Here is a 26,465-nt window from a genome sequence, read left to right on the forward strand (position 1 = left end):
TTTTCCTTTTTCCCAAAAAAACGAAAAACAGGATTCAGATCGGCGCTGTCATAGCTGCCTTATCATACTTACCCACTAAAGGTCTCTAGATGAAAATTTAAAAATACCTGGTTCATTGATCCACGATTGCATATTCGGCCGGCTGACGGCCCATGACGAGGTGATTTGATGTCCGATTTGCTTAGAACACCACTCTTCCCACTATATCAGCAATATGAAGGCGTACGGTGCATTGATTTTGGAGGCTGGGAGCTTCCGGTACAATTTAGCGGAATCCAGAAAGAACATGAAGCGGTACGCGAGCGCGCTGGACTGTTCGATGTATCCCATATGGGCGAATTCACAGTACAGGGTGAGCAGGCTGAAGCATTTTTGCAACAAATGATGACCAATGATGTGACCACGCTGGTTCCCGGTCAAGCCCAGTACACCCTGATGTGTTATCCAGATGGCGGTGTGGTGGATGATCTGCTCGTGTATAAGCTGGAAGAGCAGCATTATATGCTCGTTGTTAACGCCTCCAACATCGACAAGGATTGGGCGTGGCTGCAAGAGCACTTGATCCCTGGCGTAAGCATGACCAACGATTCGGAGCAGACAGCACTACTCGCCCTGCAAGGTCCACTGGCTGTAGACATTATCGGGAAAGTTACAGATACGGATGTATCCTCGATTGAACCGTTTCGTTTTGTGCAGGATGCTGAAGTATGCGGAGTAAAATTACTGATGTCCCGTACCGGTTATACCGGTGAAGATGGCTTTGAGCTATATGTACCTTCGGACCAGGCTGCTGTGGTCTGGAATGGATTAATGCAAGCCGGTGAAGGTCACGGACTCGTACCAACCGGACTTGGTGCCCGAGATACACTGCGCTTTGAAGCGAGGCTCCCTCTGTATGGACAGGAATTGTCGGCAACCATCTCTCCACTCGAAGCTGGCGTAGGTATGTTTGTGAAGCTGAATGCTGGACCCTTTATTGGACACGAAGCCTTGTTACAACAAAAAAATGACGGTCCCGCCCGCAAACTGATCGGCATCGAAGTGCTGGAGCGCGGTATCCCCCGCCCCCACTATCCGATTTACGCCGAAGGCGTACAGATTGGCGAAGTGACGACAGGTACACAATCACCTACATTGAAGCGTAATCTGGGGCTTGCCCTCATCGACAGCAAATACGCTGTGCTGGGAACCCCGCTTGAGATTGAGATCCGCGGCAAGAAACTGAAAGCCGAGGTTGTGAAGACCCCTTTTCATAAACGGACACGTACGTCAAAGACACCTACTCAAGGAGCTGATCAAGCATGAGCAAGCACCGTTACATTCCCATGACCGAGCAAGATCAGAGCGCCATGCTCGCAACCATCGGTGTGGATACGCTGGATGATCTGTTTCAGGACATTCCCAAAGAGATTCGTTATCAGGGCGAGCTGCCCGTATCCTCCAAACTTGATGAATACGGGCTGACACGTCACATGTCCAAACAGGCTGGTGCCAACGCCAATTTCGAAACACACGCCAGTTTCCTCGGCGCAGGCATATACGATCATCATGTTCCTTCCGTCATCAATCATGTCATTTCCCGTTCAGAGTTTTACACCGCCTACACACCTTATCAGCCTGAGATCAGCCAAGGTGAACTACAAGCCATTTTCGAGTTTCAATCTTACATCTGTGAATTAACCGGTATGGCTTTAGCCAATGCCAGCATGTATGACGGTGCAACTGCCTTTGCGGAAGCAGGAAACTTGGCCGCAGCGGCAACTCGTCGCAAACAGCTCATCGTATCCCGTACCGTTCATCCGGAAGCCCGTCAGGTATTGCAGGCGTATGCGCACGGATTGAGTCTGGAGATTGTTGAGATTGGCTATAAGGATGGCGTCACTGACTGGGATGCCCTGCAAGCCGCCATTTCAGACGATACCGCTGCTGTCATGATCCAGAGTCCGAACTTCTTCGGTGCCGTGGAAAATGTGAAGCAAGCCGCTGACCTCGTGCATGCGCACAAGGGTCTGCTCGTCGTAAGTGCTAACCCGCTATCGCTGGGTCTGCTGGAAGCTCCAGGCAAGCTGGGTGCCGACATCGTAGTAGGCGATGCGCAGCCCCTCGGTATCGCCGCTTCACTCGGCGGCCCGACATGTGGATATTTCGCCGTATCCCAGCCTCATATGCGCCGAATTCCTGGCCGAATTGTAGGCCAGACCACGGATCGCAACGGCAAGCGCGGTTTTGTACTGACACTGCAAGCACGTGAACAGCATATCCGCCGCGAAAAGGCGACATCCAACATCTGTTCCAACCAGGCTTTGCTTGCACTCAGCGCATCTGTCTATATGTCCATCATGGGGAAACAAGGAATGATCGATGTAGCGGATCTAAATCTGCAAAAGAGCAATTACACCCTGAATACATTAACTGCGATTCCTGGTGTTAGCCTGACGTTTAATGCACCAACATTCAATGAGTTTGTGATTAAACTTCCTGAAGGAACAGACGTGGATGCACTTCAGCTGAAACTGCTTGATGAGGGCTTCATTGGTGGCTACGAACTCGGACGTGATTATCCGGAGCTTGCCGGACATATGCTGATTGCTGTTACCGAACGACGCAGTAAGGAAGAGATTGACGAATTCGCACGAGCATTGGAGGGATCGCTGTGACTCAGGAAACGACGACAACACCGGCACAAGGACAATCGGAAACGGGTACCTCTGTCTCCACTTCGGCTCAATTTGTGACAGAAAAATTCAACGCACAAACCTTATCCCCTGCACCGGAGCAAGCATTGATCTTTGAACTCAGCAGCCCTGGACGTGTCGCTTATTCCCTGCCAGAATGTGACGTTCCTCGTCAGACTGCCGATACGTTGATTCCCCGGGAAATGCTCCGTTCAGAAGCAGCGGCACTGCCGGAAGTGTTCGAGGTAGATGTTATTCGACACTATACTGCTCTGTCCCGCCGCAACTTCGGCGTAGATAACGGATTCTATCCACTGGGCTCTTGTACGATGAAATACAATCCAAAGATTAATGAGGATGTTGCACGTTATAACGGTTTCGCCAAAATCCATCCGTACCAGCATGAATCCAGCATTCAAGGTGCACTTGAACTGTTATATACGTTGCAAAACGATCTAGCAGGTCTGACAGGTATGGATGCGGTGACCCTACAACCCGCCGCGGGTGCCCATGGAGAATGGACAGGACTCATGATGATTCGTGCCTACCACGAAGGTCGTGGCGAACAACGTACCAAAGTCATCGTGCCCGATTCTTCGCATGGTACCAACCCGGCAAGTGCAACCGTTGCAGGATTTGAAACTGTAACGATTCCATCCCGCGCAGACGGACTGGTTGATCTGGACGCACTCCGTGCAGCCGTCGGTTCGGATACGGCAGCATTGATGCTGACAAACCCGAATACACTTGGTTTGTTCGAGAAAGACATTCAGGAGATTGCATCCATCGTACACCAGGCTGGTGGTTTGCTATACTACGATGGCGCGAACTCCAATGCAATTATGGGCATTACCCGTCCGGGTGATATGGGCTTTGACGTGGTGCATCTGAACTTGCACAAAACAATGAGTACGCCTCATGGCGGTGGTGGACCCGGCGCCGGGCCAGTCGGCGTGAAGAGCCGTCTGGTTCCGTTCCTGCCTAAGCCGACGGTGATCAAAAATGATGACGGTATGTATGCATTCGATCGTGAAGGCGATCAATCCATTGGCCGGGTGAAAGCCTACTACGGTAACTTCGGTATATTGGTACGTGCCTATGCTTACATTCGCACCTATGGACCGGAAGGCTTACGCCGTGTATCTGAATGCGCGGTACTGAATGCCAACTATATGATGGCCCGTCTCGCCCCTTACTACGAGATTCCATATCCTGGCGTATGTAAACATGAATTTGTCATGTCTGGACGGGGGTTGAAGCAATATGGTGTACGCACACTTGACGTTGCCAAACGATTGCTTGATTTTGGATATCACCCACCTACGGTGTACTTCCCGCTCAACGTCGAAGAATGCATTATGATCGAGCCGACAGAAACCGAAAGTAAAGAAACTTTGGATGGATTCATTGATACGTTGATACGGATTGCCAAAGAAGCGGAAGAGACACCTGAATTGGTACTGAACGCACCTTATGGCACACCGGTTACTCGACTCGATGAGACTACCGCGGCCCGCAAACCTGTACTAAACTGCGCTTGCAGTTAAAACTAAGTGAGTTTCTACCCCATGCTCTTGCTGATGTTAACTACACCAGTAAGAGCATTTTTTTGCCCAGACATTACAGGGTCCTTCTCCTCGTACTCCCCTTTATTTCCTATACATTTGCGCAACAAAAAAAGCCGATATCCACATGATTCGCGGATACCGGCAAAATCGCTGCATGAATGCAGCTCATTATCGGAAAAAGAAAAACCTCAAATCCGGAGGAAACCCCGGCAAAATTACGCTTGAATGCTTTGAACCAATTCAACAACTTGTTCAGCCGTTTGCATATCCAGAGCTTTGGCAGCCAGTTCCTGCATGTCCGCACGGGACAACTTGGTGATCTGACTACGAGCTGGCAGAATGGATGTTGCGCTCATGCTGAACTCATCCAATCCAAGACCGAGCAACAATGGAATTGCTGTTTCGTCTCCTGCCATCTCACCACACATGCCAACCCATTTGCCTTCACGATGCGCTGCATCGATAACCATTTTAACCAAACGCAAAATGGCCGGGTTGTAAGGTTGGTACAGATAAGCCACTCGTTCGTTCATACGGTCAGCAGCCATTGTGTATTGAATCAGATCGTTTGTTCCGATACTGAAGAAATCCACTTCTTTGGCAAATTGATCCGCCAGAACTGCAGTCGAAGGAATTTCGACCATGATTCCGAGTTGAATGCTGTCAGAAACAGCAATCCCTTCAGCAACCAGCTTCTCTTTCTCTTCGAGCAAGACAGCTTTTGCTTCACGGAATTCACCCAGTGTTGCGATCATTGGGAACATGACACGCAGGTTACCATGCACGCTTGCACGCAGCAATGCACGCAATTGTGTACGGAAGATATCCAGACGGTCCAGACACAGACGAACTGCGCGGAAGCCGAGGAATGGATTCATTTCTTTTGGCAGATCCAGGTATGGAAGCTCTTTGTCTCCACCGATGTCGAGTGTACGAACAACGACAGGTTTGCCTTCCATTTTTTCCAGTACCGCTTTATAAGCATTATACTGAATGTCTTCGGAAGGAAGCTTGTCTCTGCCCATGTACAGGAACTCGGTACGGTACAGGCCTACAGCCTCTCCGCCGTTCTCCAGAACACCCGTTACATCATTCGGTGTACCGATGTTGGCCGCAAGTTCAACATGAACGTTGTCCACTGTTACCGTTGGCTCATCACGAAGTTTTCTCCACTCTGCACGTTGTGCATCATACTGTTCCTGTTTGGCACGGTATTCAGCAATAACTTCATCAGTAGGGTTAACCAGTACGTGACCATCCAGACCGTCAACAATGATCATATCGCCTTGTTTCGCTTGAGCCAAGATGTCCTTGGTTCCAACGACAGCCGGAATTTCAAGTGAGCGAGCCATAATCGCCGAGTGAGAAGTACGACCACCAATGTTGGTTGCAAAACCTTTAACAAATTGGCGGTTCAGTTGAGCCGTGTCGGAAGGCGTCAGATCCTCCGCAAGCACGATCACTTCTTCATTGATCTCAGCAGGACTCATGAAGTCGATACCAAGCAAGTGATTTAGCACACGTTTAGTAACGTCACGCATATCTGCAGCACGTTCCTGCAGGTAAGCACTCTTCATGTTCTCAAACATGGAGATAAATTGCGATGCGGTTTCGTTCAAAGCAAATTCTGCATTGATCTTATCATCCGCAATTCTAGCTTTAACCGGATCAATCAGTTCCGGGTCATTCAAAATGAGCAAATGCGAAGCAAAAATCTCTGCTTTTTTCTCGCCAAGCTCTTGTAAAGTGCGCTCTTTGATCGCCTCAAGCTCAGCCTGGGATTTACCCAGAGCTGAGTCGAGTTTCGCGATCTCTGCGTCAACGTCGTTAATTTGGCGTTTTTCTACAGAGTAATCAGGATGCTCCAAGATAAACGCCTTGGCGATAGCAATACCCGCCGAAGCCGCGATCCCGGAGACATTAAGCATTAATTTCGCCCAACCCTTCGTTAACCATAACGTCAGTCAAAGCTTGAAGAGCTTCAGCTTCGCCTTCGCCTTCAACGATGATGCTGATGGTGTCGCCTTGTTCCAATCCGAGGGAAAGAACACCCAGGATGGATTTCAAAGTTACTTTTTTACCGTTAGCTTCTGCAAAGGATTCTGCACCTTTGAATTTGTTAGCTGTATTAACCAGGGCTGTCGCCGGACGTGCGTGGATACCATCTTCGTCTGTAATTCTGAATGTTTGTTGCATTACAATCATCTCACTTTCAGTAATTTGGTTTAGGCATTGCATATATTTACACTTGCTTGCCATCGTCGTAACACTTCTTATTTTATCTCAATGATTGGCTGATCGCCAACTTTGAGCACTCCACTCTTCTTCAAGGTCACTGTGGAGCCTTCTGGCAGGTTAGTGAAAATAACGGGTGAAATAATCGATGGAGCGTTTGCTTTGACATACTCCAGATCCACTTCCATAATCGGCTGACCCGCCGATACCAGATCACCTTCCTGCACGAGTACGTTAAAGCCTTGACCTTTCAGCTTCACCGTATTGACACCTATATGAACAAGCACTTCCTTGCCTCCGTCGGACATGATGCCCACGGCGTGTTTGCTTGGAAATACATTAAACACTTTACCATACACAGGAGATGTTATTGTGCCATCATGTGGCAAAATAGCGAATCCGTCACCTGTCATTTTCTCAGCAAAGACCGGATCAGGGACGTTCGAAATGTCCATCAACTCACCATTGACTGGCATTACGATATCCTCATCAACGATACGCTCGCCTTGTTCACCTTGAGCCTTCTCCTCTTCTGGAGTCGGTTTAGCAGCTGCTGGCGTTGGTGCTGGTGTTCGCCCTGCAATGATATCCTGCATTTGAGTTTTAATCGTATCGGAACGTGTTCCGAAGATGGCTTGAACGTTATTACCCACTTCAAGCACACCGGATGCACCCAATTGTTTCAAACGATCTTTTTTCACATTGGATTTCTCATTGACTTCAATCCGCAAACGAGTAATACAAGCATCCAGATGTTTGATATTCTCCTTACCACCAAAAGCTTCGAGAATGTTATGCGGCAGATCATCCGTTGAACCGGAGCCTCCGCCAGACTCAGTTTCAGGCGTTGCCTCTTCGCGTCCTGGTGTTTTGAGATTGAATTTGCGAATGATTAATCGGAATCCGAAGTAGTAGATCACCGCAAGAATCAAACCGACGATAATCACGTCCCACCATGGTGTACGGTTCGGAATAATACCGAAGATCAGGAAGTCAATGAACCCACCGGAGAAGGTCATACCGATCTTGACACCCAGAATTTGCATGGTCATGAAAGACAAACCTGCAAAGATACAGTGTACTGCAAACAGGATTGGCGCTACAAACAGGAACGAGAATTCAAGTGGTTCTGTGATCCCTGTCAGGAACGAAGTCAGCGCAGCCGAACCCATGATACCTGCTACATACTTTTTGTGTTCCGGTCTTGCTTCATGGTACATCGCAAGAGCGGCCGCTGGCAAACCGAACATCATGAACGGGAATTTACCAACTTGGAACGTTCCCGCTGTGAGGTTCACACCATCACGCAATTGATTGAAGAAGATCTGCTGGTCACCACGAATGACGTCTCCAGCTTTGTTAACGTACTCACCGAACTCAAACCAGAATGGGGAGTAGAAAATGTGGTGAAGACCGAACGGAATTAATGACCGTTCCACGACTCCGAAGATGAATGCCGACAATGTCGGGCTTGTATCTACCATGAAGTGAGACACAGCATTCAATCCATTTTGAATCGGTGGCCAGATAATCACCAGAAGCAACCCGATTAAGAGGGAAACAACCGAAGTGATAATCGGAACAAATCGTTTACCTGCAAAGAAACCCAGGTAAGACGGCAGTTCGATTTTGAAGAATCGATTGTAACACAGCGCGGCGGCAATACCTATGATAATACCTCCGAACACGCCTGTACTTAATGTTGGGATACCCAGGATGCTGGCATAACCCGGTACTTCGCCGATCATTGCCGGGGTAACCCCTACTGCGGTACCCAGTGTGACGTTCATGACCAGATAACCGATGATGGCTGCTAGACCCGCAACCCCTTCGCCACCGGCCAATCCAACGGCTACACCAACGGCGAACAGCAATGCCAGATTATCGAATACGATCTGACCTGCGTTCATCATAATTGTTGCGATCGAATTCACCCAAGGGGTGTCGAGCGCCGTTACATATTGCAAGAAATCCGGATTAACCAGCATGTTACCGATTCCGAGCAGCAAACCTGCCGCTGGCAGAATGGCTACAGGTAACATGAGAGCTTTACCTACTCTTTGCAATACACCAAAAAGCTTTTTAAACATCGCTTCGTTTACACCCTTTCGTCTAAGTTGTATGTTTGTATGCAAGCAAGGGAACACAAAAAAGGCATGAATTAACAAAGTGAAATGTGCCAACCTTGGGGTATAGCATACCCTGTATAAGGTAAGAACAATCACACTCTAATTAACTCATGCCTGATCGAGTCAGTAACACGTCGCTTATGTTTATTCAGTTGCTTGATTACGGAGACCATTGTAGCACCAGTTCTAATCCATTGCAAGCCTTTACACCAAAAAAATTATTCCCGCATTCCATCACTGGAATGATTTCACTTGTTCTCTTCTTCCTTCCGTTGATTCAGCCGTTGCAGATGAATGGTCAGGTACCCTACTTCCGCAGGATAAACTGGCAGATTCAACCTTTTTTCCATCACCTTGGTCAGCTTCCATGCAAGCGAGTACATTTCCGGATACTCCAACTTGAGCAACGAATCCAATTTATGAAGCTCTTCGACTTTATCCCCCCGGCGTACACGCTCAAGGGCGAAACGAAGATGAGTCAGCAAACGGGAGTAGTCCAGTGATTCCGTTTCAAACGAATAATCGAGTTGGTCGGACACCAAGTTCACCAGATCAGTGATCAATTGTGAATGTTCACGTACCTGAGATATATTTTGGTTGGTCATAGCGCTATAGATATGAAGGGCAACAAAACCAATCTCGTCCATCCCCAAGTCTACTCCCATTCTCTCCTTGATCAGACGAACAGCGTATTCTCCCATCCGATATTCTTCAGGATAAATCTCGCGGGTCTCATATAGAAATGGATTTTGTATGACAATTCCCTGTTCCTTGCGTTTTAACGCGAAAGAAATATGATCGGTTAATGCAATATGAATATGTTCATTCAGAGGAACGTCCGTACGCTCTGCGATATACGTAATGACTTCGTTAATAATCTCGATCAAGGCTTCATCCACCTGTGGAAGAAGCTGCTTATACTGCTCTTGCTCCTGCTGGTTTTTCAAAATGAACATTTTCTCCACAGCCATCAGTGGAATGTGATCACTCGGTTTTCGGTTAAAACCAATGCCCTTACCAATGACAACGACTTCCCCATGATCAGGATGCTGTGCAATGATTACATTATTGTTTAGCGCTTTATCTACATGCAGGCTGCTCATTGTTTGCACCTCATTTTTCACACCATCTTAGGTGTGATAAGTCACACCCTGTTACGAACGAAAAGACATCCGGAGCGGGCAAACCGCGCCGGACGTCTCGCTTAAAAAGTAACAAAAATTCGCCTTAAGGTCAATAGAGCATACATACAACATTCGAGGTGTTTCTTACTCGTCTACTCCAGCTCTTTCCACAATCTTGTCGATTATAGAAGGAGTTGTCACGGCCTCGCTCTGTTGAATAGCAACCGGCGCAGGTGTTTTGGACTTGGTAAGGCCTTTAATCAGCTGCTCTACATCGATGCCGGATACGCTCTTAAGCATCTCTGGAGCCGTCGCCATAAGTTCCGTAACATAGTTACTTACCCGCGCTGCACCTTCTCCTTTACCTGTATCTACCACAGTCAGTTTATCAATGGATGCAATCGGCTCGGCAATTTTGCCAGCCAGTTCAGGCAGCATTTTGACAATGATATCGAGGACAGCTGCTTCGCCAAACTTCTGGAACGCCTCGGCCAGTTTTTCCTTTGCTTCTGCTTCGGCAAGACCACGCAAACGAATAACTTCTGCATCGGCTGTACCTTTGGCAAGTTCCGCATCCGCCATGGCCTGACCTTCAAGCCGCTTCTGTTCAGCTGTTGCTTTGGCGTGTGTTTCGATGGAGTACTGTACTGCATCGGCTTCACGCATTCTTTTCGCTTTATCCGCTTCAGCAGCCTGCTCCACCGCATAACGATCCGCTTCTGCCTTTTTCTTCACTTCGGCATCATATTGCTTCTCACGTACGACGATTTCTTTTTCCTGCAGATCGATCTCACGTTCTTTACGAACGAGTTCAACCTTCATTTCTTCTTCTACCACGGTCTGTCTCGCACGCGCTTCATGGATATGATATGCCTGATCGGCTTCCGCTTTTGCTGTATCCTGATCCCGCTTAAACGTGGCTACTTTCAGTTCCTTCTCTTTGGCTGCCTCGGCGATATTGGTATCCCGCAGCAACTCTGCTTTTTGGCCCTGTTCTTCCGCATTAGCCTTCTGAATACGCGCATCACGCATTGCTTCCGCTTCAGCAATCTCGGCATCACGCTTCACTGCCGCAATTCTCGGTTTACCGAGAGCGTCCAGGTAGCCCTGTTTGTCACGAACATCCTTGATGGTAAATGAGACAATTTGCAGACCCATTTTTTTCAAATCTCTGGCTGCTACGCCTTGAACCTCTTGGGCAAAACGATCCCGGTTCCGATATACTTCTTCCACCGTCATCGTACCGAGGATGGCCCGCAAATGCCCCTCCAGTACCTCCTGTGCTTCGCTTCTCAGCGCTTCTACAGGTTTACCGATGAATTGTTCAGCTGCGGTAGCAACGTCCTCTACGGCGCCCCCAACCTTGATAATAGCGACACCGTCCGCAATAACCGGAACGCCTTGCTCCGTGTACACTTCAGGTGTGGAGACATCCAGCTTGTGAGACAACAAAGAGATAAACTCCGATTGCTGGAACACTGGCAGGATAAATGCACCGCCACCACGAACAATTTTGATTTTTCGGCCAGAATCATCATCGGAAATATTTTTGCTACCCAGGAATGACCCCGTAACGATCATCGCTTCATCCGGTCCAACCGTTTTGTATCTCGCCCAGAAAGCCAAACCCAGAATCAGAATGACACCAACCACAACTATAGGAATCAACAAAACATCCCAGTTCAGATTTAAATCCATTCCACATCTCTCCCCTTATTCATTCATGAGTGCTTAAACTACTTAGGTGATTAGGCTACTTTATAAATCTTTAAGTACATTTTTCATCCCATTCTGACACTCGCAGTACGCCATCTACGACATCCACCACGACAACACGTGCTCCCGCCGCAATGGGGAGGTGTTCAAAGCTGGATGCTGTTTGAATCGTACTTCCGGATGCAAAGCGGATCATCACTTCGCCAAAACCTTTTTCCGGCACGGGAATGGTAATTTCCCCAATTTTCCCTGATAACTCTTTCATTGAAAATGCAATAGAGACATCGCTGTTACGCATCGGTTTGATATATGCGAAGAATACCAGCATGGCTGCAGCAATACCTATAAGCAGGGATAGTATTAGACCGGACATCGCACTTGATGAACTATAACGTGTCAGCATAATGCCTGCACCACCAAAGGTTGTAATGGAACCAGCTAACACAACGGGTTTGAAAAAATCAAGGCCTGGCATTTCAAAAGCTCCGTCCAGCAAGCCATCAATCAAGTCACCCAGCACAAGGCTGACAACCGCAAATATCGCCCCTCCGATTAGACACCCCCAATAAATTGTTTCCATCCCCTGTTCCTCCTCTCTCTGCCGCAAATTCATCCTAACTGAGCATTCCACATGTAAATAAATACGTAGCTAACATCAAAATGTTTCAAAATCTTTCCTCAAATGTATTCTGGAACCGATATTGGGTATTATCATGACATTCTGTTCTTCTTGCTTCATGTTTCTCCATCATTCTCGTGTATAGCCGAATACATGAAAAAACCGCAAGCCCCCATAAAGGAGACTTGCGGTTTTTGGACAACAGAATATGTCCGTTCACTTGTCAGTGATTATAAAAGAATTAAAGAGAAGCCTTGTAGATGGATACAACATCTTCCCGTTGCAGTTTCTTGAAGTTACCGAATGGACCAAACAACATCGCTTTGTCAGCCATTACGTCGATCTGGCTGTCATCGATATCGTAATCTGCCAAACGGTTAGGTGCACCAATGGATGTCCAGAATTTGCTGAGCGCATCGATACCTTCTTCAGCAATCTGTCTGTCCGACTTGCCTTCAGGATTCACTTCGAACACATTGATCGCCAGACGTTTGAATCGATCCACATTGACATCCAAGTTATGTTTCATCCAGTGCGGGAACAAGATCGCAAGTCCACCGCCGTGTGGGATATCATACACTGCGGATACCGCGTGTTCGATATTATGTGTTGCCCAGTCTCCTGCAAGACCCATATTCAGTACGCCATTCAATGCCATCGTTCCGCAATACAGAATGGTTTCGCGCAGCTCATAGTTCTCCAGATCTTCAACCAGACGCGGCGCTGCTTCCATTACGGTGCGCAGAATCGTCTCACAGAAGCCCAGTTGAACTGGTGTGTTCGCGTCCAGATGGAAGTAATGCTCCAATACGTGAGACATCATATCCACCATGCCGTATACCGTTTGGTCCAGTGGAACAGTGTATGTATTCACCGGATCCAGGATAGAGAATGCAGGGAATGAGTATGCGCTGCCCCACCCCAGTTTTTCTTGAGTATCCTGATTCGTAATAACCGAACCGGAGTTCATCTCCGAACCAGTTGCTGCCATGGTCAATACAGTACCAAGTGGAAGAGCGTCTTGTGCAACGGCTTTGCGCTGAGCAAAATCCCACATATCACCATCATACTTGGCACCTACAGCAATCGCTTTGGAACAATCCAGTACACTGCCGCCACCTACAGCGAGGATCAGGTCGATGTTATTTGTTTTGCAGAGGTCTACCCCTTTGTGCACGGTAGAAAGACGCGGGTTAGGTTCCACGCCAGCAAGTTCAGTCACTTCTGCTCCAGCTTCCTTAAGCAAACCGATCACTTGATCATACAGCCCACTGCGTTTGATACTGCCGCCACCATATACAAGCAGAACCCGTTTACCGTATTTCGGCACTTCTGTTTTTAATGCTTCCAGTTGTCCTTTGCCGAAAATCAGCCGGGTTGGATTATAGAATTGGAAAGATCTCATATCTATTGTCGCCTCCAATGGAGTTTAGAATTTTTGTGCAACTCCAATTATAGTACCCTGTTTATAGAAAAACAAATCGATAGTCACTCACTTTATAACAACCCGTTAATCTCCAAATGTGCTCTAAACATCTCGCTTGTTGAAGGCAAATTCTCAGCGTCCACCCATGTTTCGGTGGCCCATAACCCAGCCTGTTTGAATGCCCGAGGACAATGAATAAAGCACTCTTCCACATCCACAATGACAGCTGCACCTATGGTTTTACCACTCCAGCCCATACTGGCGATGAATTCCTCATCCTTGGTAATGGATGCTCTACCATTAATACGCAGCACTTCATTCAGACCCGGAATCAAAAAAAGCATACCAATACCAGGGTTAGACAACATGTTCAACAACGAGTCTATCCGCCGATTGCCTGGGCGCTCGGGATAAACGAGCCGATATGTATCATAGACTTTCACAAATCCCGCTCCATCGCCCCGTGGCGATACATCGCTATTTCCATCCCGATCGGATGTTGAGAGGAAAAACAAAGGTGACATGGATAGAAAATTCTGAACATGTGAATCCACAAATGAGATTGCCTTGTTACGCACATGTTCATGGGGTTCCCCCACCATGCTTTGCAGTTCCTCCGCATCTGTAATCAATGGAATATTCAATGCCTTCTTTTCCAATTCTTTAACCCCATTCCCTCAATTCATTGTGTTACTCTAGGACTTCTCTCCATTATAACTGGCTCGGAGGTTCATTCCAATGCGTACCCATGACAAGAACACCCGCTCCTGATTGGGCGGGTGTTCTGGATTTGTTGATTATATTGATTATTATTCAGTGTATCCCATGCTGCTCACAAAACGACGGAAAGCCTGGCGTCCTGCTTCATCATGTTTGTAGACACCTGCATGCTCCAGAATCTCGGCGAATTTCAAGCCGACTTCCTGCTGTACAATGGCAACGGCTTGTTCTTTGTCCAGCTTAGGACCAAACCGTTCAATCAATTCTTCCGCCCAGCCCAGATGCTTGTTCAAGACATGATCGGAAGCTTTAGCCGCTTCAGCAAGCTTGGCATCTCCAGCGAGGATATCCGCGATACTGTCCAGTTCTTCTTTCAAGCGACCTGGCAGAATGGCAAGTCCCATCACTTCGATCAGACCAATGTTCTCTTTTTTCAAATGGTGCATCTCACGGTGCGGATGGAAAATCCCTTCAGGATGCACATCATTCGTGCGGTTGTTACGTAAGACGAGATCCATCTCATACCCACCGTCTGCAATGCGACGAACGATTGGTGTTACCGTATTGTGTGGTACCTGTTCCCCATCCACTTCACTGAATGCCTCGATATCCACAGCAGAATCACTGTAGAGCTTCCACGCTTCATATACAGCATTACCTGCTTCAAGCAACTCTGCAGGATCGTGTGAAGCTAAACGCATTACAGACATCGGCCATTTTACGAGACTCAGTGTAAGCCCAGGTGCATCCGCATGGCGGAAGACAGCCTCAGGCTGTGCATTTTGAATCGCGAACGTATGACGTCCGCCCTGGAAATGGTCATGTGTCAGAATGGATCCACCTACGATAGGCAAATCAGCGTTAGATCCGATAAAGTAATGCGGGTACTCCCCGACAAAGGCAAGCAGTCTGCGCAGCGTATCCTTTGTCAGCTTCATCGGCACATGATCATGATGGAAAATGATGCAGTGCTCGTTGTAGTACACATACGGCGAGTATTGGAACAACCAAGGCTCGTTGTTAAGCTCCAACGGAATGACTCTCAGATTCTGGCGGGCCGGGTGATTCACCCGACCAGCGTAGCCTACATTTTCACGACACAGCTGGCACTTTGGATATACCGGAGGCGGAAGCAATTTCGCCATGGCAATTTCCTTTGGACTTTTCTCCGGCTTCGACAGGTTAATGGTAATCTCCATGTCTCCATAGGCCGTGTCCTGTGTCCAGTAGACGTTCTTCGAGATCCGATCCATCCGGATATAGTTGGAGTTAATTGACAAGTCATAGAACTGAGAGGTGGCTGCTTCAATGCCTTCCGTTTGCTCCGTGTGGCGGAATGCGCGTACCACTTCGGATGGGCGAGCCATTAGATGGCCCATGATTTTGGCATCCAGCAAATCACGGAACGTATCGCTATTTTCAGGAATGAGTCCAATAGTGAATCCATAGTCAATCAACGTATCCAGCATAGCTTGTGGACCATCGGGCACAGTGGTGTCCAACTCTCCGGCATAAGGCTCTGAGAATCCGAATTGTTCAAGCAGTAGGTTGCGGCTATAATCCCAATCCGCTTCCTCGATTAATTGTTTCTGCAAGGCAAATGCAACCAGACGTTCAATGGCATGCAGTGCTTCCTGCTGCTCCGGTGTCCGCTCTGTGGCACCTGCTGCAATATGAGTCTGTGACATAAGGTATTCGCCTCCTAGTTTTTTCCGTAGCCGTCAGGACGTGATTGGTGCCAGCTCCAAGCGCTTTGAATAACATCTTCCAGATTGGTCCATTTCGGATTCCAGCCCAGGACAGATCTCGCTTTTGCAGATGAAGCTACCAGCACAGCCGGGTCACCTGCACGACGTGGCTCCTGCACAACCGGGATATCGAGGCCAGTCACTTTTTTGGCTGTTTCGATCACTTGTTTTACCGAGAATCCTGTACCATTACCAAGGTTGAACACATTACTGTTCTCACCTTTGCGAAGATAATCTACTGCACGCAGATGCGCATCAGCCAAGTCGCTCACGTGGATGTAGTCACGGATACATGTTCCATCTTCTGTTGCATAGTCGTCACCAAACACGGCGATGTGCGGGCGTTGTTTCAAAGCTGTTTGCAGTACGAGTGGAATCAAGTGACTCTCTGGCTGGTGATCTTCACCAATTTTACCACTGTCATGAGCACCAGCTGCATTGAAGTAACGCAGGGAAACGTATTTGATATCCTGAACTTTATCGAACCATGACATCATGCGTTCCATCATCAGCTTCGTTTCTCCGTATACGTTGGTTGGCTCTGTACGATCGCTCTCTTCGATTGGCACTTTCTCAGGCTCACCGTAGGTAGCTGCTGTAGAGGAGAAGACGATGCGGCGTACGTTCGCTGCATTCATCGCTTCCAACAGACAGAGTGTACCAAACACGTTGTTGTCATAATATTTAACCGGGTCTTTCATACTCTCGCCTACGAGTGAGTTGGCTGCAAAGTGAATGACTGCATCGATTGAATTCTCAGCGAACAGCTTCGCCAGAATTTCTTTGTCACGCAGATCCCCTTCATACAACTTACCGCCAAGCAACGCCTCACGATGCCCTGTCTGTAGGTTATCCAGTACCACAACCTCTTCTCCACGTTCCAACAATGCTGCTACCGTATGAGACCCAATATACCCTGCTCCACCTGTCACCAAAATTGCCATTTTACTTCGCCTCCTTCAATTCTTTAACACCGTCGCCTACGCCGCATACATAGAAATCACCTTTGAGACGGGTACGCGCTTCATACGCCGCGCCCACTTCGCTTACAAAACGCTCGACATCGTCTTCATGTACAAGCGATACGGTACAACCGCCAAATCCTGCGCCAGTCATCCGAGCACCGAGCGTGCCTGGAATCCGCTGAGCTTCTTCAACCATAACGTCCAGCTCATCACAGCTTACTTCGTACAAGTCGCGAAGCGATTCATGTGAAGCATTCATCAGCTTGCCGAAGGATTCCAGATCATTGATCCGCAATGCCTCCACCGATGCGAGAACACGTGCGTTCTCTTCCACGACATGTTGTGCACGCTGTCTTACTTTCTCATCCTTGATCTGATCCTGTAGTGTTACGAACTGCTCTGGCGTCAATTGAGCCAGGTAATTCAGTGCAGGCAGCTGTTCCTTTAAGATGGCAAGTGCCTGCTCGCATTGGGAGCGACGTTCATTGTAAGCTGAATCCACCAGACCGCGACGTTTGTTCGTGTTCCCGATCACCAATTTGTAGGAGCCTGTACGGAAAGGAACCTTTTCGTACTCCAGTGTGTCACACATCAGCAGGATCGCGTGATCCTGAGCACCGTTTGCAACAGCGAACTGATCCATGATTCCACAGTTGACGCCGACGAACTCATTCTCTGCCTTTTGGGACAGAAGCGCCAGTTGAACCGTATCAATATCCGACACACCCTCCAGAGACTGAATCGCGAATCCGGTAAGTACCTCCAGAGATGCAGATGATGAAAGTCCTGCCCCGTTCGGAATCTCCCCATGGTACAGGAAGTCGTACCCTTTCGTTACATTCACGCCTTTGCCTTGCAGTTCAACCATGACGCCAACTGGATAGTCGATCCATTCTCCGGTTTTCTCCTTACCTATTGTGGAGGTAACCAGTGCCCCTTCATAGGACATGTTCGTGGAAGCCAGTTGCAATTGGTTGTCTTGACGCTCACGAATAATCAATGTTGTCCCGAATTCCAATGCTGCCGGAAGCACGTATCCACCGTTATAGTCAATGTGCTCACCGATCAGATTCACACGCCCCGGGGCATGAAACACACGGATGTCCGCTCCACTCTCTCCGTACTTCTCAATAAACTTTTGTTTCAATTCAGTTACGTTCACTGCTGGTGCACCTCGCCTCGTTGTTGTGGTTTTCTTAATGTTATTATATAAGAAAGCGGTGCCTCTTGTAATGCAACCATGTGTGTTTCATATGGATAAATGTGACCTTAAGGCGTATAATGATCGGAGCATCCCAGAAAGAAGGAAATGACCATGGCAGATCACTCAAACTCGAAGAAAGACTCCCTTGCACCTTCTATAGCCAAAATTCAGGAACCACCTTCCGGTAAAAGCGGAGCACTCAGTTATTCGGTTGCCTCCAATCCCGTCTATTATGAACAAGGAGCACTGCATGTCCTGTTTGCCGGGGCAAGCCAGACACTTCCGGGTCACGCCCTCGGACCCAAACTGTATGATTATTATCTGCTGCATTATGTAGAAAAAGGGGCGGGTACGTTCCGTACCGAACTGCACACCTACGAGTTATCCGCAGGGGATTGTTTCCTCATTCATCCCGGGCAACTGGTAAGTTACCAGTCTCATGCCCGCAACCCATGGCAATACCGCTGGATCGCCTTCACGGGCAGCCAGGCTGGCCAACATACCGAAGAAGCCGGATTCCGCCCGGAAAAGTCCGTTTTTCATGCCGGACCATCCTGTGGAATATCCGATTGGCTATCCGTGATGCAGGATGCTTTTGCCGAGCGCAAAGAAAGCTCTCATTTCACATCATTGGGTACGCTATATATGATTCTAGCTGAAGCACAGAATCACCTTTCGCAGGGCCAAACCTTAATTCCAGGTGAATCCTCCATCCGGCGTACGGTGAAACAGATGATTCAATATATGTCCACCCAGTATGCCTATCCTGTCTCCATTGAACAAATGTCTGCGAGTCTTGGATACAACCGTGCCTATCTATCCCGTATATTCAAACAGGAAACCGGGCTTTCCCCAGTTACCTATCTGCTAAAACTGCGGATCGACAAGTCGCGTCAACTGCTCCGAGAACGCCCAGATCTGTCCATTGAACAGGTTTCTGCATCGGTTGGACTACCTGACGCACTGTATTTCTCCAAACAGTTCAAACGATTTCATGGTGAAGCACCCAGCTTGTATCGAGAGAAAATACTGTCCCGTCCGGCACAGGGGTTACAGAAGAACGCCCTACAAAATAAACGGTGAACAATATATCACAACGAAAAAAGGTGCATTCCGCCATTATGGCTAAGATGCACCTTTTACACTTTATTTATTTGTCATCAGGCTCCGGAGAGAGAATGGATTCAATACGTTCCAATTCCTCTGTAGAGAAATCCAATTGGCTAAGTGCAGCCACATTCTCTTCAATCTGGGAAGGACGGCTTGCCCCAATCAGCGCAGAAGTTACCCTGCCATTGCGCAGAACCCAGGAGAGTGCAAATTGGGCCAAACTCTGACCGCGGGCCGCTGCAATCTGGTTTAGCGCACGCACTTTGCGGAGTGTCTCTGGAGAGATGTTGTTCTCATTCAGGAATACTGACGGCCCTTTGGCGCGTGAATCTTCCGGGATGCCATTCAAATATTTGTTCGTAAGCACACCCTGTGCCAATGGACAGAACGCAATACTGCCTGTTCCATACTCATCCAGCACATCCTGCAACCCGCCTTCAATCCAACGCTCCAACAGCGAGTATTTCGGTTGATGGATTAGTAGCGGTGTTCCCAGACTTTTCAGAATTTCGGCAGCCTCTCTCGTCTGCTCTGCGGGATAATTAGATATCCCTACATAGAGTGCTTTGCCCGAACGAACAATATGATCCAGTGCCATCATCGTTTCTTCCAAAGGCGTTTCGGGATCATAACGATGAGAATAGAAAATATCCACATAATCCAGGCCCATACGTTTCAAGCTCTGATTCAGACTGGATACCAGATTTTTGCGTGAACCCCACTCGCCATACGGCCCGGGCCACATATAATATCCCGCTTTGGTGGAGATCACCAGTTCATCACGATAAGGTTTCAGATCCTGGGCCAGTACTTGTCCAAATAGCTGCTCTGCAGAACCTGCCGGCGGGCCATAATTGTTGGCAAGGTCAAAATGGGTAATGCCCAGATCAAATGAACGGGTAATCATATTACGGCCATTCTCAGCGTTATTAATACCGCCAAAATTATGCCACAACCCCAGTGAAATCGCTGGTAGTTTCAAACCTGAACGCCCAACACGGTTATATTTCATCGTTTCATAGCGAGTATCGCTTGCTACGTAGACCATTATGAATCCCTTCTTTCCCCAGGTTCCGCCTCTTGTGTCCGGTCTATGCCGGAGAATGCGGTTATTCAGTCCATACGTTTAACCAAGAAGCTGGTCCACATTATTCATTACCTCACCAATCGGCTCTGTAATCAGCAAATCCGCCCTGCGGTCGTAAGCGGTAGGTGTAGCGTTGAGCAGAACGGTATGTTTTCCCTGAAAATACGTAATTAACTGAGCCGCTGGATATACCGTCAGTGACGTGCCTCCCACGAGTAACAGATCTGCAGAAGACAGTGCATCAATGGAGCGGTACAATGTCGTCTGATCCAGTTCCTCTTCGTAAAGAACCACATCCGGCTTGATTACACCACCACATGCGGTACAGCGAGGTACGGTATCTTGGGATTGCATAATATCATTCAGCGTATAAAACTGCTTGCAATCCATGCAGGCATTACGATGAACTGAGCCGTGAAGCTCAAAAACATTGCTGTTGCCTGCCTTCTGATGCAGTCCATCGATATTTTGCGTGATGACTGCCTGAAGTTTTCCCTCCTGCTCCAGACGGGCTAATAGCCGATGGCACCCATTAGGTTCTGCATCTGGATGAAGCATTTTGCCTCGATAAAAATCATAAAAGATATCGGCATGTTGATCAAAAAAATGTCGGCTTAACAATTCTTCCGGTGGATAAGGTGAATGCTGCTCCGTCTGATACAGACCCGCAGCCGAGCGGAAGTCGGGAATCCCGCTTTCCGTTGAAGTCCCGGCCCCTCCAAAAAAAACAATACGGGAGCTTTCCTGAATCCAGGCAGCCAGTTGTTCTGTTGCGTTCATCCTCTCTCCTCCTTTTGTTTACTATATAAAACCAAGCCAGGGTGACTTATATAATCACGCTTAGCTCATTATAATGACGAATAATGGCATGGGCATCAACCAGATGAGATCCTTGATCTGACTGTGGACAGTAACCGAGCGTATAAGATACGCCTGCGTGCCGCCCCATCTGCATATCCCCATTGCTGTCTCCAATTACGATGGCCTCCGCAGGATCGATATGTAATTCACGGCAAGCCAAAAGTGCTGCTTCTCCATCCGGTTTGCCCTTAGTCACCCGATCACAGCCCACAATGGATGTGAAAAGGGAACGGATTCCCATCCAGTCCAGATGTGTTTCTGCTGCCGCTGTACTGTCAGAAGTGACGACCGCCAGTGGTATGCCTGCTGCCCTGCAACTCTGCAAGAAAGCTAGCAATCCTGGCATCGGTTCAGCCAGTTTCCTCTGCCTAACCTCTCGCATGGCCACACTTGAAAATTGGCGTATCGTTGTGATCGCTTCATTCCATGGCATGCCTGCCGCATATAGCTGCCCAGCAAGCAATCCCGTGCACTCATCAACAGTCGCAATGGCCAGCGGGCCTTGCGGATCATAGCCAACAATATGACCTTCTGGATTATGGATGGTGCCCAGAACATGCTCCAGTTCAACCGTAAATGAAGCTCCAAGCTCATTCATACGTGCTTGTAACTGACTCAGCAACGTCTCTGCCCACGGCCCCCATAGCTGGAGGAATTCCAGTAATGTACCATCTTTATCGAACAGGATAGCTTTACATGGGATCTGCGCTCCATGCACTTGAAGCATAGTCATCCGTATCACCTCCATCAAGTTATGCTATACATGCATACAGCCCTTAATGCAAAATAATCAAAATCTACTTAATACTACTTAACCAGCCCAGAACTGTCTTGACGGTCTGATTCAGCTGTTCTTCTCCGCTCACTTCTGGCTCGCCATCCCCTTTTTGAGGACCATAATCACCGAACTGGGCGTGGTTTCCACCTTCAATGGTGTAATATACCGTGTCTTCTGGAAGATACATGCGTCCACTCTGATACTTGGTCATATTCACAACCTCATCTTTAGTACCCAGAATGGATAAAGCAGAGATTCCCAGTGACTTTACGCTTCCTTTTTCATCCGGGTAGGATGCCAGAAAGAAGATGCCCTGAAGTGCATCAGGATGTGCGGCTACATAACGTGCAGCCATCGACCCGCCGAGAGAGTGTCCACCCATAACAAATTGTTCGTCCGGATAGGCGGCTAGAATCTCATCTGCCAAGTTTTGCTTGAGCACTGCCAGGTTGACCGGCATTTTGGCAATAATGGTGTGATGACCAGCAGCGGCCAACTCATGCGCAAGTGGTGCGTAACTTTCCGGTTTCACCAGTCCACCAGGATAGAAAAGTACACTTTTCCCAGTCGGTTTGTCTGGCACAAAATCAATCCAGTTCTCTTGTTCGCTCACCGTCACCTGATTGGCTGTTTCCATGGCTGTTTGAGCTGTTTCCTGTGGACCGTATGGTGTGAATAATTTCCACGCAACAAATCCACAACCAATGACAATGAGCGCCAGAAGTACGAGCAGGAATTTCCCGATGCCCCTCTTCTTGCGCCCTGTGTTATACCGATTTCTCAACGTTAATCACCTTTCTTCACTTCCGCAGGTGCCGCGGCTCACAGAATTGGGAGCCTTCGTTCATCAGGCTCCCCTTCTACGAATTGAAAAAATATTATTCAGCCTTGGCCTTGCGGTAAGCATCCATATATTGTTCCGCTCTGCGACGGACATGACTCAGGTCACCCGTCTTCACAGCTTCCGATGTCAAGTCGGAGCCTATCCCTACAGCGACTGCTCCACCCTTGATCCAATCCCCCAGATTAGACAAGGATACCCCGCCAGTTGGCATAAAATTCGCCTGCGGCATAGGGCCCTTCATCGTTTTGATAATCGAAGGATCATACAGGTTGCCCGGGAACAACTTCACAATGTCCACACCAAGCTCCAATGCTCGCTGAACGTCAGCAATCGTCATCACACCAGGCAGAATCGGAATTCGATACAGGTTGCAGATCTGAACGGTATCCGGGTTCAGGGAAGGTCCGACTACAAACTCGGCACCCGACATGATCGCTGCTCTCGCAGTCTGCGGTTCAAGCACTGTTCCCGCACCAATGATCGCAAATTTCTCTGGATCTTGTGTGTTCCAATGGTATACACGGCTTAATTTTTCAATGGCTTTAAGGGCGCTGGGTACCGTCATCGTAATCTCGATAACTTTAATGCCACCCGCAATCGCTTGCTCGGCCATGGCAATGACTTGATCAGCAGAATCTGCACGCAGAACCGCCACAACCCCATTGTCCGTAATCTTTTGCAACAGCTGAAGCTTCTTCATTTCATTCTCTCCCTTGTCAATGTGGTGGTTGTGTATACAAGCCTTACATTTCAGAACGAAGATGAGACATATATGATTTCAGCAGCGACTAGCGCTCAACATGGGCAACGTTGTTCAGCTTGGCCTCGACCTGCTCCCACGTCGGAAGCGCCTCCCAATCGCCAACAGCCTGTATTACCATGGAACCGGTCAAATTACCGAGACGGGTTGCTTCCTGCGGGGAGTATCCTTTAAGTAAACCAGATAAAAATCCCGCGCAGAATCCATCTCCTGCCCCCACCGTATCCAGAACATGATCCGCCTTAAAGTACGGAACTTCCGTTAGGGTACCATTCGCCAATACGTAGGTCAAATCAGGGCCACCCTTCACGATGCACACGGCCTTCATGACAGATAGACGCTCAAGTACTTTTTGATCATTTTCTTCGTTATATAGAAGTTTCATCTCATCCAGACCCGGTAAAAAGTAGTCCGCCAGTTCAGCCAGACGCAGTATGACTGGACGCGCCTCATCTGCTGACCATAGTTTGAGACGCAGATTCGGATCAAAGCTTACTTTCACACCTGCCTGTTTGGCAATATGTATTGCGGCTTCCACCGTAGCAAGTCCGGACGGGCTTATCGCTGCGGTAATACCTGTAACGTGCAATATCTTTGCACCGGCAATATAATCGGGATCCAGATCATCAGGTGTAATCGCACTTGCAGCGGATAGCTTCCTATAATAATGCACCGAGGCTTTCCCGGAAGCGTTCTCACGAATCATCAAACCGGTGGGCTCGTGATCACTTAACCGTACTCGGGATACATCTACACCTTCACCGCGAATGGCTTTCAGAATCATACTGCCGATCGGATCATTGCCCAAGCGTCCAAACCAACCACTGGTATGACCCAGGCGGGATACGCCAATAGCCAGATTGCTCTCAGCACCCCCGAACGACTTATCCAGTGTGGCTGCATATTCCAGCCCTCTTGTATCCTTGGCAGTCAGCAAACCCATACTTTCCCCAAATGTAATAATCTCCGGGCTTGGATAGGGACTCGTTGACATGATTTCTTCCCTCCTTATATTTACATTTCCTCATCTTCTTTTACTATTGTCATCCTCTATGCAACCGTTGTCAATCCCGTTGCGTTCATTTTGTTGTCACAGCTTTTAGAAAAGATAACGCTTACTAATGTGAATTAAATCACAATAGAGAATGTACATCCATATTACCCTTATTACAGATGCAAACGGCCTTTGCAATAAGGGTCTACAAGGGGGCTACACCATGAAAAATCAGACACTGATCCGGGATGATCAGGAATCTTTCTTTTACAATCTGCGCTTTATGCTTATCGTCTGTGTCCTTGCAGGTAATGCACTTGAACCACTCATCACACGCTTTGCAGGCGCGGAAGCTCTGTTCCTGTGGATATATACGTTTCACATGCCACTCTTTGTATGGGTAACCGGGTATTTTGCGACCCACTCACTCCAAGGTGCGCCTGGACGAAACGTCCTGAAGCAGATTGCCTTACAATATGTACTGTTTCAGTCCTTGTACGCATTGATGGACTTTACCGTGTTCCACACACCCCATATGCGGCTATCCTTCTTCGCACCTTACTTGCTGTTATGGTTTCTTGCGAGTCATTTCTGTTGGCGATTGTTGCTACGTCTTACGATCTCATGGAAACCGATGTATCGGTTGATCGGTTCGATTGTGCTCGGTGTAATTGCCGGGTATTTGCCTATCGACGGGTTCTGGCTCAGCTTCAGTCGTACGTTTGTGTTCTTGCCGTTTTTTATCATCGGTTATGACTATGGAGCATCCATCCGTTCTCGCTTACTATCCGGTTGGGGGCGAAAAACTGCAGCCGTCCTCTCCGCTGCACTGTTGGTATGGATCGGATATGGCGGTTTAAATATTTCATCAGGATGGTTACTCGGCAGCATGACGTACGCTGAACTGGGCCATCACGAATGGTATGCCGGCATCTTCCGACTTGGTATCTACCTGCTGGAGATCGCATCAGCAGCACTGTTCTTGGCATGGGTACCTTCCTTAACTTCCAGACTGACGGACCTTGGACGACGCACGCTCTATGTATTCCTGCTGCATGGGTTTCTCGTTCGTCTCGCGATCTGGTCTGGAGTCTACAGTTATATGGGAAGCTCGGCGTATATTCCAGTCATACTTCTCATCGCCGTACTATTCGCAGTCACACTGGCTCTACCGGTTGTACGTCACGCGTTCAAACCCTTAATAGAACCGGATATATCCCGCTTTTCTCTCAATCGGCATGAGGTGTTCAAACGGTCGGCCTAACACGCTGACGGATCTCATTCTCATCGGTTCCAATCTGGTGATGTTGTTTCAGGCTGGAAATGATGTGGTAAATTAGGGATACGCGCTACAAAAAACAACTTATCGTTGTAAGGAGTGATTTGTAATGGCACGTCAACCGACGTCAGAACGCAAAATGAGTCGTGAAGAAGCCGGCAGATTAGGTGGCAAAGCGACTTCCAAGAACCATGATCGAAGTTTCTATCAGATGATTGGAAAAAAAGGCGGAGAAGCGACTTCGGATGCCCATGACACTGACTTTTACAAGCAGATTGGACGCAAAGGCGGAGAAGCAACCTCAGAAACCCATAATAAGGAATTCTATCGTGAGATTGGACGCAAAGGCGGAAGTAACTAACAGAATCCCGCTCGCCACATAAAAACGTAATCATAGCTTTCCCGCAAATCAAGAAGTCTAATTCCATGAAAATGGTTTGAGGCTTCTTTCTATTGATTGTAGAAATATGACGACGGTTGTGATAGACTCAATAGAAAAACCGGGTGTTCACGGGTTTAAAGCAGCAAAGAATTTCACAAACTACGGGGAGCTCGACACCGGCTTGCCGATCTTTTTTTAGAGTACGGATGAAATTAAACGACAGATGCACTGCCATTTACTT

General features: G+C 48.2%; 22 protein-coding genes and 1 pseudogene. 6 read left to right on the top strand and 17 right to left on the bottom strand.

The window, feature by feature from the left end; all coding sequences use genetic code 11:
* Positions 1-168: 168 nt before the first annotated feature.
* The 3 genes from gcvT to gcvPB all read left to right on the top strand — a co-directional run bounded on the left by gcvT (position 169) and on the right by gcvPB (position 4,222).
* Positions 169-1,305 (top strand): glycine cleavage system aminomethyltransferase GcvT, encoded by a 1,137-nt coding sequence (gene gcvT, locus FS628_RS17650; protein ID WP_145323934.1) that lies wholly within the window; start codon positions 169-171, stop codon positions 1,303-1,305.
* Complete coding sequence (gcvPA, locus tag FS628_RS17655) at positions 1,302-2,657, top strand: aminomethyl-transferring glycine dehydrogenase subunit GcvPA (protein ID WP_145323935.1); 1,356 nt, start codon at positions 1,302-1,304, stop codon at positions 2,655-2,657. Before gcvT ends, gcvPA begins: the two co-directional genes overlap by 4 nt.
* Before the next feature lie 74 nt (positions 2,658-2,731).
* Complete coding sequence (gcvPB, locus tag FS628_RS17660) at positions 2,732-4,222, top strand: aminomethyl-transferring glycine dehydrogenase subunit GcvPB (protein ID WP_145324239.1); 1,491 nt, start codon at positions 2,732-2,734, stop codon at positions 4,220-4,222.
* A gap of 236 nt (positions 4,223-4,458) precedes the next feature.
* On the opposite strand, the gene ptsP is transcribed toward gcvPB, so the two are convergent.
* The 11 genes from ptsP to FS628_RS17715 all read right to left on the bottom strand — a co-directional run bounded on the left by ptsP (position 4,459) and on the right by FS628_RS17715 (position 18,087).
* Entirely contained in the window at positions 4,459-6,171 is a 1,713-nt protein-coding gene (gene ptsP, locus FS628_RS17665) for a phosphoenolpyruvate--protein phosphotransferase (protein ID WP_145323937.1), read from the bottom strand.
* Positions 6,164-6,439 carry an HPr family phosphocarrier protein gene (locus tag FS628_RS17670; RefSeq protein ID WP_036617010.1) on the bottom strand — a complete coding sequence of 92 codons (276 nt, stop codon included), beginning with the start codon at positions 6,437-6,439 and terminating at the stop codon, positions 6,164-6,166. The genes ptsP and FS628_RS17670 overlap by 8 nt, the downstream gene beginning before the upstream one ends.
* 77 nt (positions 6,440-6,516) lie before the next feature.
* Entirely contained in the window at positions 6,517-8,568 is a 2,052-nt protein-coding gene (ptsG, locus tag FS628_RS17675; RefSeq protein ID WP_145323939.1) for a glucose-specific PTS transporter subunit IIBC, read from the bottom strand.
* Between the two features lie 287 nt (positions 8,569-8,855).
* Positions 8,856-9,710 (bottom strand): glucose PTS transporter transcription antiterminator GlcT, encoded by an 855-nt coding sequence (gene glcT, locus FS628_RS17680; RefSeq protein ID WP_145323941.1) that lies wholly within the window; start codon positions 9,708-9,710, stop codon positions 8,856-8,858.
* 165 nt (positions 9,711-9,875) lie between these two features.
* Positions 9,876-11,429 (bottom strand): flotillin family protein, encoded by a 1,554-nt coding sequence (locus tag FS628_RS17685; RefSeq protein ID WP_145323943.1) that lies wholly within the window; start codon positions 11,427-11,429, stop codon positions 9,876-9,878.
* 70 nt (positions 11,430-11,499) lie between these two features.
* Positions 11,500-12,027 carry a protease gene (locus tag FS628_RS17690; protein ID WP_145323945.1) on the bottom strand — a complete coding sequence of 176 codons (528 nt, stop codon included), beginning with the start codon at positions 12,025-12,027 and terminating at the stop codon, positions 11,500-11,502.
* A gap of 280 nt (positions 12,028-12,307) precedes the next feature.
* On the bottom strand, positions 12,308-13,471 hold the full coding sequence (locus FS628_RS17695) for an iron-containing alcohol dehydrogenase (RefSeq protein ID WP_047844049.1): 1,164 nt from the start codon (positions 13,469-13,471) through the stop codon (positions 12,308-12,310).
* Between the two features lie 92 nt (positions 13,472-13,563).
* Positions 13,564-14,151: an MSMEG_1061 family FMN-dependent PPOX-type flavoprotein gene (locus FS628_RS17700; protein ID WP_260871075.1), complete on the bottom strand. Its 588-nt coding sequence runs from the start codon at positions 14,149-14,151 to the stop codon at positions 13,564-13,566.
* Between the two features lie 150 nt (positions 14,152-14,301).
* Entirely contained in the window at positions 14,302-15,900 is a 1,599-nt protein-coding gene (locus tag FS628_RS17705) for a UDP-glucose--hexose-1-phosphate uridylyltransferase (RefSeq protein ID WP_145323947.1), read from the bottom strand.
* A gap of 14 nt (positions 15,901-15,914) precedes the next feature.
* Entirely contained in the window at positions 15,915-16,904 is a 990-nt protein-coding gene (gene galE / locus FS628_RS17710; RefSeq protein ID WP_017686840.1) for a UDP-glucose 4-epimerase GalE, read from the bottom strand.
* Position 16,905: 1 nt separating this feature from the next.
* Positions 16,906-18,087 carry a galactokinase gene (locus tag FS628_RS17715; protein ID WP_145323949.1) on the bottom strand — a complete coding sequence of 394 codons (1,182 nt, stop codon included), beginning with the start codon at positions 18,085-18,087 and terminating at the stop codon, positions 16,906-16,908.
* Between the two features lie 153 nt (positions 18,088-18,240).
* On the opposite strand from FS628_RS17715, the gene FS628_RS17720 reads away from it, so the two are divergent.
* Positions 18,241-19,212, top strand: coding sequence for an AraC family transcriptional regulator (locus FS628_RS17720; RefSeq protein ID WP_260871076.1), 972 nt, complete (start codon positions 18,241-18,243; stop codon positions 19,210-19,212).
* A gap of 67 nt (positions 19,213-19,279) precedes the next feature.
* On the opposite strand, the gene mgrA is transcribed toward FS628_RS17720, so the two are convergent.
* From mgrA to FS628_RS17750, 6 genes are all read right to left on the bottom strand, one after another.
* Positions 19,280-20,287, bottom strand: a complete 1,008-nt coding sequence (mgrA, locus tag FS628_RS17725; protein ID WP_145323951.1) for an L-glyceraldehyde 3-phosphate reductase — start codon at positions 20,285-20,287, stop codon at positions 19,280-19,282.
* Positions 20,288-20,365: 78 nt separating this feature from the next.
* A complete protein-coding gene (locus FS628_RS17730; RefSeq protein WP_145323953.1) occupies positions 20,366-21,106 on the bottom strand; it encodes an NAD-dependent protein deacylase in 741 nt (246 codons plus the stop codon).
* A gap of 46 nt (positions 21,107-21,152) precedes the next feature.
* Positions 21,153-21,920 carry an HAD family hydrolase gene (locus FS628_RS17735; protein WP_145323955.1) on the bottom strand — a complete coding sequence of 256 codons (768 nt, stop codon included), beginning with the start codon at positions 21,918-21,920 and terminating at the stop codon, positions 21,153-21,155.
* 64 nt (positions 21,921-21,984) lie between these two features.
* Complete coding sequence (locus tag FS628_RS17740) at positions 21,985-22,749, bottom strand: alpha/beta fold hydrolase (RefSeq protein ID WP_145323957.1); 765 nt, start codon at positions 22,747-22,749, stop codon at positions 21,985-21,987.
* A gap of 94 nt (positions 22,750-22,843) precedes the next feature.
* Positions 22,844-23,509, bottom strand: coding sequence for a bifunctional 2-keto-4-hydroxyglutarate aldolase/2-keto-3-deoxy-6-phosphogluconate aldolase (locus FS628_RS17745; protein WP_105407210.1), 666 nt, complete (start codon positions 23,507-23,509; stop codon positions 22,844-22,846).
* Positions 23,510-23,597: 88 nt separating this feature from the next.
* Complete coding sequence (locus tag FS628_RS17750) at positions 23,598-24,563, bottom strand: sugar kinase (protein ID WP_145323959.1); 966 nt, start codon at positions 24,561-24,563, stop codon at positions 23,598-23,600.
* A gap of 223 nt (positions 24,564-24,786) precedes the next feature.
* Between FS628_RS17750 and FS628_RS17755 the strand changes: the two genes are divergently transcribed.
* Both FS628_RS17755 and FS628_RS17760 read left to right on the top strand, forming a co-directional pair.
* Positions 24,787-25,827 (top strand): acyltransferase family protein, encoded by a 1,041-nt coding sequence (locus FS628_RS17755; RefSeq protein WP_145323961.1) that lies wholly within the window; start codon positions 24,787-24,789, stop codon positions 25,825-25,827.
* Between the two features lie 124 nt (positions 25,828-25,951).
* A pseudogene (locus tag FS628_RS17760) lies at positions 25,952-26,194 on the top strand (KGG domain-containing protein); the annotation flags it as partial.
* Positions 26,195-26,465 lie beyond the last annotated feature (271 nt).

Origin of the sequence: Paenibacillus xylanexedens, assembly GCF_007676705.1 — a bacterium.
GTDB lineage: Bacteria > Bacillota > Bacilli > Paenibacillales > Paenibacillaceae > Paenibacillus > Paenibacillus xylanexedens_C.

Bases quoted from the DNA above. Each gene is read 5' to 3' on its own strand.
- gcvT (WP_145323934.1), top strand. From the start codon at position 169: ATGTCCGATTTGCTTAGAACACCACTCTTCCCACTATATCAGCAATAT.
- gcvPA (WP_145323935.1), top strand. From the start codon at position 1,302: ATGAGCAAGCACCGTTACATTCCCATGACCGAGCAAGATCAGAGCGCC.
- ptsP (WP_145323937.1), bottom strand. From the start codon at position 6,171: ATGCTTAATGTCTCCGGGATCGCGGCTTCGGCGGGTATTGCTATCGCC.
- FS628_RS17670 (WP_036617010.1), bottom strand. From the start codon at position 6,439: ATGCAACAAACATTCAGAATTACAGACGAAGATGGTATCCACGCACGT.
- ptsG (WP_145323939.1), bottom strand. From the start codon at position 8,568: ATGTTTAAAAAGCTTTTTGGTGTATTGCAAAGAGTAGGTAAAGCTCTC.
- glcT (WP_145323941.1), bottom strand. From the start codon at position 9,710: ATGAGCAGCCTGCATGTAGATAAAGCGCTAAACAATAATGTAATCATT.
- FS628_RS17685 (WP_145323943.1), bottom strand. From the start codon at position 11,429: ATGGATTTAAATCTGAACTGGGATGTTTTGTTGATTCCTATAGTTGTG.
- FS628_RS17690 (WP_145323945.1), bottom strand. From the start codon at position 12,027: ATGGAAACAATTTATTGGGGGTGTCTAATCGGAGGGGCGATATTTGCG.
- FS628_RS17695 (WP_047844049.1), bottom strand. From the start codon at position 13,471: ATGAGATCTTTCCAATTCTATAATCCAACCCGGCTGATTTTCGGCAAA.
- FS628_RS17705 (WP_145323947.1), bottom strand. From the start codon at position 15,900: ATGTCACAGACTCATATTGCAGCAGGTGCCACAGAGCGGACACCGGAG.
- galE (WP_017686840.1), bottom strand. From the start codon at position 16,904: ATGGCAATTTTGGTGACAGGTGGAGCAGGGTATATTGGGTCTCATACG.
- FS628_RS17720 (WP_260871076.1), top strand. From the start codon at position 18,241: ATGGCAGATCACTCAAACTCGAAGAAAGACTCCCTTGCACCTTCTATA.
- mgrA (WP_145323951.1), bottom strand. From the start codon at position 20,287: ATGGTCTACGTAGCAAGCGATACTCGCTATGAAACGATGAAATATAAC.
- FS628_RS17730 (WP_145323953.1), bottom strand. From the start codon at position 21,106: ATGAACGCAACAGAACAACTGGCTGCCTGGATTCAGGAAAGCTCCCGT.
- FS628_RS17735 (WP_145323955.1), bottom strand. From the start codon at position 21,920: ATGACTATGCTTCAAGTGCATGGAGCGCAGATCCCATGTAAAGCTATC.
- FS628_RS17745 (WP_105407210.1), bottom strand. From the start codon at position 23,509: ATGAAGAAGCTTCAGCTGTTGCAAAAGATTACGGACAATGGGGTTGTG.
- FS628_RS17750 (WP_145323959.1), bottom strand. From the start codon at position 24,563: ATGTCAACGAGTCCCTATCCAAGCCCGGAGATTATTACATTTGGGGAA.
- FS628_RS17755 (WP_145323961.1), top strand. From the start codon at position 24,787: ATGAAAAATCAGACACTGATCCGGGATGATCAGGAATCTTTCTTTTAC.